The sequence below is a fragment of the Candidatus Skiveiella danica genome (genome assembly GCF_022705245.1).
GTDB classification, from domain to species: domain Bacteria; phylum Pseudomonadota; class Gammaproteobacteria; order Burkholderiales; family Burkholderiaceae_C; genus Skiveiella; species Skiveiella danica.
Genome location: NZ_JAKJEW010000002.1, coordinates 204,452 through 216,173, shown reverse-complemented (window position 1 = coordinate 216,173; position 11,722 = coordinate 204,452). Strand labels below are relative to the sequence as shown.

Genomic DNA, 11,722 nt, shown 5'->3' with positions numbered 1-11,722 from the left:
CTGACCTACCACGTGGTGCCCGCCAAGGTTCCTGCCGCCAGCGTACCTGTGGGCAAAGCGATCACCTCCGTCCAGGGTGGCGTATTCAAGATCGAGTCGACCGGTGGCCTGAAGATCACCGATGGCCGCAATCGGGTGGCCAACATCACGGCCACCGACGTCGCTGCCAGCAACGGCGTGATTCACGTCATTGACAAAGTCATCCTGCCGGCCAACAAAGACATCGTGGCCACGGCGCAAAGCCTGCCGGACTTCAGCATCCTGGTGGAAGCGGTTGTCGCAGCGGGCCTGGTCTCCACGTTGCAAGGTACCGGCCCGTTCACCGTGTTCGCTCCCACCAATGCGGCCTTCGCGGCCTTGCTGGGCGAGCTGGGCGTGAGCAAAGAAGCGTTGCTGGCCAACAAGCCGCTGCTGACCAAGGTCCTGACCTACCACGTCGTTTCGGGCCGTGTGCTCAAGGCCGATGTGCCAGTGGGTGCCGCCATCCCGACCGTTCAGGGCGAGACCTTCACGGTCAACGCTTCGCTGAAGATCACCGATCGCCGTGGCCGCCAGGCGGGCATTGTTGCCACCGACGTCTTCACCAGCAACGGCGTGATCCACGTGATCGACAAGGTCATCTTGCCCGCAGCCTGAGCGTGCCGCGCGTCCAGAGTGCGCGCAAGCCTATGAGCCGGCCACTTTCCAGGAGTGGCCGGCGCCACTGCGTAAGGCAGCAGAAGCGGTTGCGCTCAAACCAACGGACTGACAGGGCTAAACTCGCGGCATCGACCATCGAAAAGGAGCCCCACCATGAAGATCCTTCTGGCTGTTGACGGAAGCAAGTACACAAAGAAAATGCTGGCCTACTTGACCGTGCACATCGAGTTGTTCGCAGCGGTCAATGACTATACGGTCTTCACAGCTCAGGCGCCGCTACCCCCGCGGGCCCGCGCCGCCGTTGGAAAGGACGTCGCCGATGGCTACCACGCCGAAGAGGCGGAGAAGATCCTGGCGCCGGTGTGCAAATTCCTGGCCCGCCATGGCATCAATGCAAAAAGCGCCTGGAAAGTCGGCCATGCGGGCGAGGCCATTGCCAAATTCGCGGATGCCGGGAAGTTCGACCTCGTGATCATGGGCTCGCACGGTCACAGCGCGCTGACCAACCTGGTGATGGGTTCGGTTGCCACGCAGGTGCTGGCGCATTGCAGCACGCCGGTGTTGCTGGTGCGCTGACGCATCGGGCCGCGATTGCGGCCACGTAACTGCTCCGGGGAGCCTTGCGAGCCACCTGTGGCTAGCGGGACCGCAAACCCTCGAAGCAAGTCGCCATCACCAGATCGACGATCTGCTCGTCGGTGTGAAGGCCAGCCATTTTCAAGAACTCCAGCACAGGGTCGCATGCGCGCGCAAAGAGTGTGTAAAGCACGACCAGCGGCGGCAGGCCGGGGTTCAAGCTGCCTTGGGCTTGCGCTGCTTCAATCCAGCCCCCGAGCTGGTCGCTGATCTCGATCAGCCCGTCCATGTAGTCCCGGCTCTTCATCAGGGTGGCGCGAAGGCTGGAGTTCTGGCTGGGCAAGGATGGCATTTCACCGGCCAGTTGAACCTGCATGGTCCAGCGCGCGACGGCGCGGATGTTGTCCAGCGGCGACGCATCGGCCGGCAGCGACTGCAGGAAGTCCTGGGCACGTCGCATCACCCGCACCATCGCCGCGCAGGCCAGGTCCTCCTTGCTGGGAAAATGCTTGTACAGACTGGCCTTGGCGATGCCCACGTCCGCGGCCACTTCATCGACGGTCATGGCATCGAAGCCTTTCTCGGCCAGCAAGCGGTTGACCGACTGGATGATGGCCGCTTCGCGGGCCTGCAGCATCTGGGCCTTGAATGACAGTTTGACGGGCGTGGGGGCGTTCATTCGCACATTTTATCCGTTTGAGTATTCAATGTGCACGTCAAGGTCAAATATAAACTGGTTCGTCTCAACACAGACTCCAGGTCCAACGCTGCGTCTGCCGCAGGCACTTCCCGTGGTCTCGCATTCGGGCCATCACCCCACGCAAGGGTGCACGGCGGCTGGACGGGCGGCAAACCCACACAGCGCCGTCAGGTGCCGAAACGTGAAGCGACCTCAGTCCGGCAGGTGTGAACCGATTTCAACGTGGAACGTCGCGCCCTGTTCGGGCACGGCCTCGGCCCAGATGCGCCCGCCGTGGCGCGCCACGATGCGCTGGACCGTGGCCAGGCCGATGCCGGTGCCCGGGAAATCATGGTCGCCATGCAGGCGTTCGAACGGCAGAAACAGACGACCCGCAAATTTCATGTCAAACCCCGCGCCGTTGTCCTGCACGAAAAAGGCTGCCGCCGGGCCGGTGGCCCCCGGCTCGCGCCCGATCCGGATCCGGGCCTGCGGCGTGCGGGATGTGAATTTCCAGGCATTGCCCAGCAGGTTGACCAACATCTGGCGCAGCAAGCCGGCATCTCCCGTGCACTGCAAGCCGTCCTCCAGTGACACGTCGACCTTGCGCTGCGGATCGGCCAGGCGCAAGCCTTCGATCACCTCGCGGCACAACGCCGTCAGGTCCACCGGGGCCATGACGAGCTGGGCCCGCGCCACCTGGGCCAGCGTCAGCAGGTCGTCGATCAGGCTCTCCATTCCCCGCACGCCCTGTTCGATACGGGCCAGGTACAGCCGCGCCTGCTCGTCCGCGGTGTCACCCAAATGCGCGGCCAGCATCTGTCCGAACATGCCCACCGCGCCCAGCGGGTTGCGCAGGTCATGCGAGACCGAATAGGAAAAGGCCTCCAGTTCGCGGATGGACAGCTGGAGTTCGCGCGTGCGCTCGGCCACTCGTTGCTCCAGCCGCTCTGCCCCCTCGCGCACCCGCGCCTCGCTGGCCAGACGATCGGTGACATCGGTGACCATCATCAGTTCGGCCGGCCAGCCTTCAAAGACCGTGGGCGAAGCGATCCGTTCCACCAGCCGGATATCGCCGTTCTTGTTCTGATGTCTGCGCGGGCCCGACACCGCGAGGTTCCGCTCGGTCGCAGCGCCGCCTGGACTCGGTTGCGGCGGTGCCTGAATGCCCGGCGGCTCGACATCCTGCAGCGCCATGTCGAGCATTTCCTCGCGGCTGTAGCCATAGAAAGCCAGCGCAGCTTCGTTGACGGCCAGAAAACGAAGCGAGCGGATCTCGTACACAAACATGACCTGCGGATTGGCCTTGAACAGTTCCCGGTAGCGCGCCTCGCGTTCACTCAAGGCCGCCAGCGCCTGGTCGCGTTCGAACCGTTGCGCGTCGAGTGCCATGGCGAGGCTGCCCAGCGAGCGCTGCAGTTCATCGAGTTCGCGCAGGGGCGAGGACGTCCGGTTCAACGCCTGGACATAGTCGCCTGCCTCGACATGGCGCAAGCCCGTGATCAGCCGCTCCACCGGACGCACCACCAGCCGGTAGCCGCCGACCCATACGGCAGCCGCAACGCCCAGCGCAATGGCCAGGATACCCGCCAGGCGCAGATGCAGGCGTCGCAGGCTCGGCGCGATGACCGTCTCCGCGGGCACCGCCACCGCCAGATACAGAGCCCGGCCAACGCCCGCCTTGACTGGACGCACGGCGCGCAATACCGCGGCTCCGCTCCCCTTTTCTTCGACCACCACGCCCACCTGGCGGCGCGCGACGGCCTGGCGCAAGGCGCTATCGGCGAGTGGCCGGCCCAAATGCGCCACGTCCCCGCCGCTGGACGCCAGAACGATGCCGCCCGCATCGACCAAAAGTACCGCGGCACCCGGCATGGCCCTGCCGGCACGCAGGTTGTCAGAGAGTGCCTGCAAGTCCAGGGCGGCATACACGACACCCTTGGCAACCCCGTTTTCCGTCATGACCGGGCGCGCAAACGCGATCGACGGGCGCCCGGTGACGCGTCCGACCTGGTAATCGCCGACCACGAGGCCACCGCCCTCCAGCGCCCTCTGGAAATAGCCCCGGTCCCCCAGATTGAAGCTGGCCGGATGGCCCGTGGCCTCGCACAGCAGACGACCGTCGGGCGCGATCACGCCGAAATTGAGATAGGTCGGCTGCAGGGCCAGGATGCGCTGCAGGTAGCGGGCACACGCCTGCAGGTCATTGCCTGCGATGACCGGTGACGCCGCGAGCGCCAGCAGGAACTGATCGACCCCTTCGACCAACCGGGTGTTGCTGACAGCGATGGCATCCGTCAGCGCATCGATGCTTTCGCGCGCCCGCCGCAATTCCACGTCCTGTTCGCGCTGGCTGCTGAGCAGTTCAATCACCATCAGCGGCACCGCCGCCATGAATACCAGCAGAACCAGCAGCTTGCGCAGAGTCATCCAGGAAAGCGGCCGCTGGGCTTCGACGGCATCCAGGGTGTAGGTCGGCTGAAACTGGGTAGATTCGTCGCTCATGGGGCGCTCATGCGGAAGTCGGATGGGCCATCAAGAAAGGGCGATCGGCGGGCGCGCGGACCACGGGGGCGACATGCGCTCAGTGCAGCGCGCGCGCGGCCGCTGTCGTGAGCGCTGCACTGAGCGCGTCCAGCACATCGGACTCCAGATTCCAGCAATGCCAATACAGCTGGATCGGAAGGACATGGCCCGGGGCCAGATCGACCAGCTGCCCCGCATGGATCAGGTCTTTCACGAGCAGGCCCGGCAGCACGCTGGCGCCCCAGCCCGCCAGCACGGCCCGCACCTGACCTTCCGAACTGGGCACGAACATCTGGCTCAGGGCCACCCGCTTCAGCCCGAAAGCCTTGCTGACGAATCCGCCCTGCATGTCGTCCTTGCGATTGAAGGCCATGAACGGAATGCGGCTGAAGTTGTGCGGCGTGAGCCCTTGGGGCGCTTGCGTCTGCGCATAGGCGGGCGAGGCGACTGCGATGTAGTCCATGGCACCCAGGGGCACCAGCTTGCAGCCACGCAAAGGCTGCTTCAATGTCGTCACGCAGCCCAGCACCTGGCCGGAACGAAGCCACTCGTGGGTGAAGTCCTGGTCGTCGGTGATGATCTCCAGTGGCAGGCCCTGGCGCACCAGGTCTCCCAGCGCGCCGAGCGCCCAGGTGGCAATGCTGTCGGCGTTGATGGCAATCGAGATTCGTTCTTCCTCGCGCCCCCCACCGGTGGAGCTGGGCGCCAGCTCGCGCAGGTCGCGCTCCAGATCGGCGCGCAGCAGGCGCAGCTGCTTGGTGTGTTTGAGCAGCAACAAGCCGGCCGCGGTGGCCTTGAGCGGGCGGCTGCGCACGATCAGCACGGTGCCCACCTGCGCCTCCAGCGCGCGCAGGCGTTGCGAGACGGCCGACTGGGTGATGTTCAGCCGTTGCGCCGCGCGCTCGAAACCGGTTTCCTCGACGATGGCCGCGAGGCACTCCAGGGCGTCGGGATCAAAGGTGCTCATCGATCAGTGGAGGTGATGAATAGTGCTGGAGTTTAGTTTTTCTTTATATTGGCGGCATGACCGACAACCGAAAATTTCTCTTCCTCGTCGCATCGACCCGCGAAGCCGGCCATGTGGGCAACACCGAATGGCTGGCGCGCCAGGCCGCGGCCACGTTGCCGCAGGGCACAACACAACAATGGATGCACCTTGCGCGCATGCACCTGCCGCCCTTTGTGGACCTGCGCCACACCACCGGCCAGTACCCGATGCCGGAGGGCGACCTGAAGACCTTGCTCGACGCCACACTGGCCGCGACCGACATCGTGCTGGTCGCGCCGGTGTACTGGTACAGCCTGCCCTCGACGATCAAGACCTGCATCGATCACTGGAGCGGCTGGCTGCGCATTCCCGGCGTGCCGTTCAAGGACCTGATGACCCGCAAGACCTTGCGCCTCATCACCACCAGCGGCGACCGCGCCAAGGCGCAGCCGATGATGGACTCGGTGCGCCTGTGCGCTGAATTCTTCCCGATGACCTGGGGCGGTGTTGCAGGCCCGGTGCTGTGGGGCAAAGGCGGCCCGCCCGGAGCGATCGAGGCGGACGCTCAAGCAGTTGCAGCGGCGGCCCGGTTTCTGCTTTAGTCGGCCGCGGCAAGCAGCCTGCCCCTGTTCACTTGCCGATGCAGAAGCTGGAAAAGATCACGCCGAGCAGGTCGTCGGACGTGAATTCGCCGGTGATTTCGTTCAGCGCGGTCTGCGCCAGGCGCAACTCTTCGGCCAGCAGGTCGAGCGTCGGCGACGCCGTCGAAAGGTGGGCCGTCGCCGACAGCAGGTGAGCGTCAACACGGCGCAAGGCTTGCACATGGCGCTCGCGCGCGATGAACACGCCCTCGGGCGCGGCCTGCCAGCCCACCGCTTCCAGCAGTTTATGCCGCAGCGCATCGAGCCCCTCGCCGGTCTTGGCCGACAACATCACGCCCGCGCGAGGCGCGGCGGGGAAGGCGGCGTCGCGTTTGTTCCAGACGTCGATCACCGGGATATTTTTCGGGAGTTTTTCGCCTAATCCCAGCGTGATCCGGTCTTCTTCTGCTATGTATTCAGGGGTATCCAGGCGGGTGAGGTCGTGCAGGAACAACACCGCGTCGGCGGTCTCGATATGGCCCCAGGCGCGTTCGATGCCGATCTTCTCGACCTCGTCCTCGCTGTGGCGCAGCCCGGCCGTGTCCATCACATGCAGCGGCACGCCTGCGATCTGAATGGTCTGCGCCACCACGTCCCGCGTGGTGCCCGCCACCGGCGTGACAATGGCGAGTTCCGCCCCCGCCAGCGCATTGAGCAGCGAGCTCTTGCCCGCATTGGGCTGTCCGGCGATCACCACCTTGATACCCTCGCGAAGCAGCGCGCCCTGGCGCGCGCGCGCCATCACCCGCGCCAGCGCCTGCTGCAGGCGCTCCAACTGACCCTTTGCGTCAGCCTTCTGCAGGAAGTCAATCTCTTCCTCGGGGAAGTCGAGCGTGGCCTCGACCAGCATGCGCAGGTGAATCAATGCGTCGCGCAGGGCGTGGATTTCCCGGGAGAACTCTCCCGACAGCGACCGGCTGGCGCTGCGCGCCGCCGCCTCGGTGCTGGCATCGATCAGGTCGGCAATCGCCTCGGCCTGCGCGAGGTCGATCTTGTCGTTGTGAAAGGCGCGCTCGGTGAACTCGCCAGGTCGCGCCACGCGCATGCCAGCCAGCCTTGGCTGGCTCGTGGTGGGGTCGGATTCTGCGCCAGCCGCCAGGCAGCGCGCCAGCAACAGTTGCAGTACCACGGGACCGCCATGGGCCTGCAGTTCCAGCACGTCTTCGCCGGTGAACGAATGCGGCGCGGGAAAGAACAGCGCCAGCCCGTGGTCGATGGGCGAGCCATCGGCATCGCGAAATGCCCCGTAGCTGGCTTCGCGCGGCTTCAGGCGACGGCCGGTCAGCGCCTCGGTCAGGCTGTCCAGCCCCCGACCCGAGACCCGTACGATCCCCACAGCGCCGCGCCCGGGCGCCGTCGCAATGGCAGCAATCGGATCGGACGAGCTCAGTGGCATGGTCTGAAGGCACAAGGGCCGCTTGCGCGGTCCTTGCAGGGATCCTTAGAACTTGGGCAAGTTGAACTGCGGTGGCACCCCCATCCGGGTGTTGATGACCCATTGCTGGGCAATCGACAGGATGTTGTTGGTCAGCCAGTACAGCACCAGGCCGGCCGGGAAGAAGAAGAACATCACGCTGAACACCAGCGGCATGATCCACATCATCTTGGCCTGCATCGGATCGGGCGGCGCAGGGTTGAGCGCGGTCTGCAGCATGCTGGTGACCGTCATCAGCAGGGGCAGGATGTAATAAGGGTCGGGCGTGGAGAGGTCCTTGATCCACAGGATCCAGGGCGCATTGCGCATCTCGACACTGGACAGCAGCACCCAGTACAGCGCGATGAACACAGGGATCTGCACCACGATCGGGAAACAGCCCCCCATCGGGTTCACCTTTTCCTCGCGGTAGATGCGCATCATCTCCTGCTGCATCTGCTGCGGGTTGTCCTTCAGGCGCTCGCGCATCTCCATGATCTTGGGGTTGATCGCCTTCATCTTGGCCATGCTGGCGTAGGCCTTGGCGTTGAGCCAGTAGAACGCCACTTTGAGCAGGAACACCAGTGCCACGATGGACCAGCCCCAGTTGGCGATGACCTTGTGCAACTGGTCGAGCAGCCAGTACAGCGGCTTGGCCAGGATGGTCAACCAGCCGTAGTCCTTCACCAGTTCCAGGCCGGGTGCCAGCGATTCGAGCACCTTTTCCTCCTGCGGACCGACAAAGAAGCGCGCCTCCACCGACTTCGAGCCTCCGGGGGCGATGTCCTTGACGGGGGTGATCATGCCCACGGCATAGAGGTTGGTATCCACCTTGCGCACGAAGTTTTCGCGAACCACACCGTCGGCCAGAAGCCAGGCGGACGCAAAGTAGTGCTGGACCATGGCGACGTAACCGTTGGGCGAATTCTTGTCGACCTCCTCGGTCTTGCCTTTTTCGATGTCGCTGAACTCGACCTTCTGGTACTTCTTGGCGTCGGTGAAGACCGCCGGGCCTGTGAAGGTGGAGTAGAAAGAAGACTCGCCCGGCGGCTTGTTGCCGTCGCGCACGAGTTGCAGGTACAGCTGGGGCGAGACCGGCGCGGAGCCGGTGTTGATCACGTCGTGCTTCACAGCGATGGCGTAGGAACCGCGCTTGAAGGTGTAGGTCTTGACCAGCTTGACGCCGCCGAGATCGGGCGACTCGAACTTCACCACCAACTCGTTGACGCCGTCTTTCAGGACCCGCTCGCCGGTTACGGTCATCGGGGTCTTGTGGGTCGGGAATGCGCCGCCGATCAGGCCGGTCTGCGCGACATAGAAGCGGTCCTTGCTTTCGTCCAGCAGCACGGTCGACTTCTGCGGGTCGGCCATGTCGGCATGCTTGACGAACTCCGACTTGACGATCGTGCCGCCCTCGGAATCCAGCGTCAGCTTGAGCACGTCGGTGGAAACGACCACGCGCTCGCGCGGCGCAGCCGCTTGTGCGGGCGCCGCAGCCGTCGTCGCTGGCAACTGGGCGGTGGCAGCGACAGCGTTCGACGAAGGCACCCCCGACGCAGCAGGCACCGCAGAAGCGCTTGCCGGCGCGGCGCTGGCTACGGTCTTGGCCGGTGAAGGGAAGAAGGTCGCCTTGTTGCCGTTATAGACCTGCCACTGGTCCCAAAGCATGACCATGGAGAAGCCAAAAATCACCCACAGGATGGTGCGCCGGATATCGTTCATGAAGACTTCTTTGTCGAGGAAGGGGAGAGCAACTGGGTAAACAGCCGGGGCCTGTCTGCAGGGACCGGGTCGTGCCCACCATCACACCAGGGCTGGCAGCGCGCAATGCGGCGCACGGCCAGATAGCTGCCGGCGGCGGCGCCGTGCTGCTCCAGCGCCTGAATTGCGTAAGTGGAACAGGTCGGCTCGAAACGACAGGAGGCGCCCAGCATCGGGCTGATCAGCAACTGGTAGGCCCGCACCAGCCGCATCAGCGCGCGCTGGACGATCATCATGCCGCTTGCTCCGCCAGCCCGGTATCGGCGACACGGCCGAACAACTGCTCGAGTTCCGCGCGAACGGCGCGTTTGAGCACGTCCGAGGTGGCGCTGATGAACTGGCTGCGATCAAAGGTGGCGCGCAGGCGCACCACATGGGCCGCCGCCGCCAGGCGCGGCTCGAAGGTCGCGCTCACCTGATAGATCTGACGCTTGATGGTGTTGCGGGTGACCGCGCGGCGGGCCCAGCGCTTGGGCACCATGGCGCCGACCCAGACATCCTGCACGCCAAAGAGCGGCCTGGCGTCGGGCCCCGCGTGATCCGGGCGACTGTCGCCGGCAGGCGAGCGGTCAAGCGGCGAGCGGTGCAGGGCGAAATGGGCCGTCCGGGAAACAATGCCACAGGCCAGCGTGACCTGGAATTGCGGACGCGTTTTCAGCCGCTGCACGATGGGCATCCAACGAAACACGTCACCAGCGAAGACTCGCCAGATCGAGCTCGCGGGCCCGGACTCAGACAGCCAGACGCTTGCGGCCCTTGGCGCGGCGGGCATTGATGACGGCGCGGCCACCGCGGGTCTTCATGCGAACCAGAAAGCCGTGGGTGCGGGCGCGACGCGTCTTGGAGGGTTGGTAAGTGCGTTTCATGATGGAGTCCTTGGGATGTTCAGTATCAGAATTGCCCTGAACACTTTCAGGGAAACCGGCGATTATCGCAAAGTTTCCAACCCCCGGCAATAGAAAGGAAACACCGACGCCGGTCAAACCCCGGGTCCATAAGGACTTTCCAGCATGTGGATAAGTCCTTGACAAAGTAGAATCCGGCGCTCGCCCAATAATAACTATCCACAGAAATCGACACCCATAATGACCGAGGGACACCACTCCGGATCCGATGCGCAGGCGGCGCAAGGACCGGGACACAGCCTCTGGCAGGCCTGCCTCGACCAGCTGGCACAGGAACTGCCCGAGCAGCAGTTCAACACCTGGATCAAGCCCCTGACCGCCCAGGTCGCCGACGACTTCTCCCGGGCCACGGTGTACGTGGCCAACCGCTTCAAGCTCGACTGGGTGCGCGCGCAATATGCCGGCCGGATTTCCGCCCTGCTGGAGAAGATCTACGGCCAGCCCGTGGCCATGGAGTTGGCGCTCACCCCCCGGGAAAGCGTTGCCAGGCCTTACGTATCTTCCGCCATCGCGGCATTTGACGCTGCACCCGACCCCGGCCTTGCGGCGGAAGAAGCCGCTGCCAACGGCCTGCGCAACCGGCTCAACACCGCGCTGACCTTCGACACCCTGGTCGAGGGCACAGCGAACCGCATGGCCCGCGCCGCGGCCATGCACGTGGCCACCATGCCCGGGCATCTGTACAACCCGCTGTTCATCTACGGCGGGGTCGGCCTGGGCAAGACCCACCTGATGCACGCGGTGGGCAACAAGCTGCTGGTCGACCGGCCGGACGCCAAAGTTCTCTACATCCACGCCGAGCAGTTCGTGTCGGATGTGGTCAAGGCCTACCAGCGCAAGACATTCGACGAGTTCAAGGAGCGATACCACTCGCTCGATCTGCTGTTGATCGACGATGTGCAGTTCTTCGCCAACAAGGACCGCACCCAGGAAGAGTTCTTCAACGCCTTCGAGGCGCTGCTGGCCAAAAAGAGCCACATCGTGATGACCTCGGACACCTACCCCAAGGGCCTGGCCGACATCCACGAGCGCCTGGTCTCACGCTTCGACTCCGGTCTGACGGTGGCGATCGAGCCGCCCGAGCTGGAAATGCGCGTGGCCATCCTGATCAACAAGGCGCGCGCGGAAAGCGTCGAAATGCCCGAGGAAGTGGCCTTCTTCGTCGCCAAGAACGTGCGCTCCAACGTGCGCGAACTCGAAGGCGCGCTGCGCAAGATCCTGGCGTACAGCCGCTTCAACCAGAAGGAAATCTCGATCCAGCTCGCCCGCGAGGCGCTGCGCGACCTGCTGTCGATCCAGAACCGACAGATTTCGGTGGAAAACATCCAGAAGACGGTGGCCGACTACTACAAGATCAAGGTCGCCGACATGTACAGCAAGAAGCGCCCGGCCAGCATTGCCCGGCCGCGGCAGATCGCGATGTACCTGGCCAAGGAGCTCACGCAGAAGAGCCTGCCCGAGATCGGCGAGCTGTTCGGCGGGCGCGATCACACCACCGTGCTGCATGCGGTGCGCAAGATTTCCGGCGAGCGCCAGCAGATGACCGAACTGAACCAGCAGCTGCACGTGCTGGAGCAGACGCTCAAGGGTTGA

Annotated in this window: 12 protein-coding genes; 4 read left to right on the top strand and 8 right to left on the bottom strand. The window is 64.6% G+C overall.

The features are described from left to right. Together ACMUOY_RS02245 and ACMUOY_RS02240 are read left to right on the top strand one after the other, a co-directional pair. Window positions 1-636, top strand: a 636-nt coding sequence (locus tag ACMUOY_RS02245) for a fasciclin domain-containing protein (protein ID WP_413890643.1), incomplete at its 5' end; no start/stop codon positions are given. Window positions 637-792: 156 nt separating this feature from the next. Then, on the top strand, window positions 793-1,215 hold the full coding sequence (locus ACMUOY_RS02240; RefSeq protein ID WP_413890641.1) for a universal stress protein: 423 nt from the start codon (window positions 793-795) through the stop codon (window positions 1,213-1,215). Between the two features lie 61 nt (window positions 1,216-1,276). Here the strand turns inward: ACMUOY_RS02240 and ACMUOY_RS02235 are convergent, their stop codons facing one another. The 3 genes from ACMUOY_RS02235 to ACMUOY_RS02225 form a co-directional block, all read right to left on the bottom strand. Continuing rightward, on the bottom strand, window positions 1,277-1,894 hold the full coding sequence (locus ACMUOY_RS02235) for a TetR/AcrR family transcriptional regulator (RefSeq protein WP_413890639.1): 618 nt from the start codon (window positions 1,892-1,894) through the stop codon (window positions 1,277-1,279). Between the two features lie 213 nt (window positions 1,895-2,107). Continuing rightward, complete coding sequence (locus ACMUOY_RS02230; protein ID WP_413890637.1) at window positions 2,108-4,399, bottom strand: ATP-binding protein; 2,292 nt, start codon at window positions 4,397-4,399, stop codon at window positions 2,108-2,110. A gap of 79 nt (window positions 4,400-4,478) precedes the next feature. Continuing rightward, entirely contained in the window at window positions 4,479-5,387 is a 909-nt protein-coding gene (locus ACMUOY_RS02225) for a LysR family transcriptional regulator ArgP (protein ID WP_413890635.1), read from the bottom strand. Window positions 5,388-5,443: 56 nt separating this feature from the next. Between ACMUOY_RS02225 and ACMUOY_RS02220 the strand changes: the two genes are divergently transcribed. Next, on the top strand, window positions 5,444-6,010 hold the full coding sequence (locus ACMUOY_RS02220) for a flavodoxin family protein (protein ID WP_413890633.1): 567 nt from the start codon (window positions 5,444-5,446) through the stop codon (window positions 6,008-6,010). 28 nt (window positions 6,011-6,038) lie between these two features. Here ACMUOY_RS02220 and mnmE read toward each other — a convergent pair whose 3' ends face one another. The 5 genes from mnmE to rpmH all read right to left on the bottom strand — a co-directional run bounded on the left by mnmE (window position 6,039) and on the right by rpmH (window position 10,090). Next, a complete protein-coding gene (gene mnmE / locus ACMUOY_RS02215) occupies window positions 6,039-7,445 on the bottom strand; it encodes a tRNA uridine-5-carboxymethylaminomethyl(34) synthesis GTPase MnmE (protein WP_413890631.1) in 1,407 nt (468 codons plus the stop codon). A 45-nt stretch (window positions 7,446-7,490) separates the two neighbouring features. Continuing rightward, window positions 7,491-9,185: a membrane protein insertase YidC gene (yidC, locus tag ACMUOY_RS02210; RefSeq protein WP_413890629.1), complete on the bottom strand. Its 1,695-nt coding sequence runs from the start codon at window positions 9,183-9,185 to the stop codon at window positions 7,491-7,493. Then, window positions 9,182-9,454, bottom strand: coding sequence for a membrane protein insertion efficiency factor YidD (yidD, locus tag ACMUOY_RS02205; protein WP_413890659.1), 273 nt, complete (start codon window positions 9,452-9,454; stop codon window positions 9,182-9,184). The genes yidC and yidD overlap by 4 nt, the downstream gene beginning before the upstream one ends. Before the next feature lie 2 nt (window positions 9,455-9,456). Then, window positions 9,457-9,891, bottom strand: coding sequence for a ribonuclease P protein component (locus ACMUOY_RS02200; protein WP_413890627.1), 435 nt, complete (start codon window positions 9,889-9,891; stop codon window positions 9,457-9,459). A 64-nt stretch (window positions 9,892-9,955) separates the two neighbouring features. After that, the gene (rpmH, locus tag ACMUOY_RS02195; protein ID WP_005798102.1) at window positions 9,956-10,090 is read right to left on the bottom strand and encodes a 50S ribosomal protein L34; all 135 of its coding nucleotides are present in this window, start codon (window positions 10,088-10,090) and stop codon (window positions 9,956-9,958) included. 219 nt (window positions 10,091-10,309) lie between these two features. On the opposite strand from rpmH, the gene dnaA reads away from it, so the two are divergent. Beyond that, a complete protein-coding gene (gene dnaA / locus ACMUOY_RS02190; RefSeq protein ID WP_413890619.1) occupies window positions 10,310-11,722 on the top strand; it encodes a chromosomal replication initiator protein DnaA in 1,413 nt (470 codons plus the stop codon).

Coding starts and splice junctions, on each gene's coding strand:
- ACMUOY_RS02240 (WP_413890641.1), top strand. CDS start 793: ATGAAGATCCTTCTGGCTGTTGACGGAAGCAAGTACACAAAGAAAATG.
- ACMUOY_RS02235 (WP_413890639.1), bottom strand. CDS start 1,894: ATGAACGCCCCCACGCCCGTCAAACTGTCATTCAAGGCCCAGATGCTG.
- ACMUOY_RS02230 (WP_413890637.1), bottom strand. CDS start 4,399: ATGAGCGACGAATCTACCCAGTTTCAGCCGACCTACACCCTGGATGCC.
- ACMUOY_RS02225 (WP_413890635.1), bottom strand. CDS start 5,387: ATGAGCACCTTTGATCCCGACGCCCTGGAGTGCCTCGCGGCCATCGTC.
- ACMUOY_RS02220 (WP_413890633.1), top strand. CDS start 5,444: ATGACCGACAACCGAAAATTTCTCTTCCTCGTCGCATCGACCCGCGAA.
- mnmE (WP_413890631.1), bottom strand. CDS start 7,445: ATGCCACTGAGCTCGTCCGATCCGATTGCTGCCATTGCGACGGCGCCC.
- yidC (WP_413890629.1), bottom strand. CDS start 9,185: ATGAACGATATCCGGCGCACCATCCTGTGGGTGATTTTTGGCTTCTCC.
- rpmH (WP_005798102.1), bottom strand. CDS start 10,090: ATGAAACGCACTTACCAACCCTCCAAGACGCGTCGCGCCCGCACCCAC.
- dnaA (WP_413890619.1), top strand. CDS start 10,310: ATGACCGAGGGACACCACTCCGGATCCGATGCGCAGGCGGCGCAAGGA.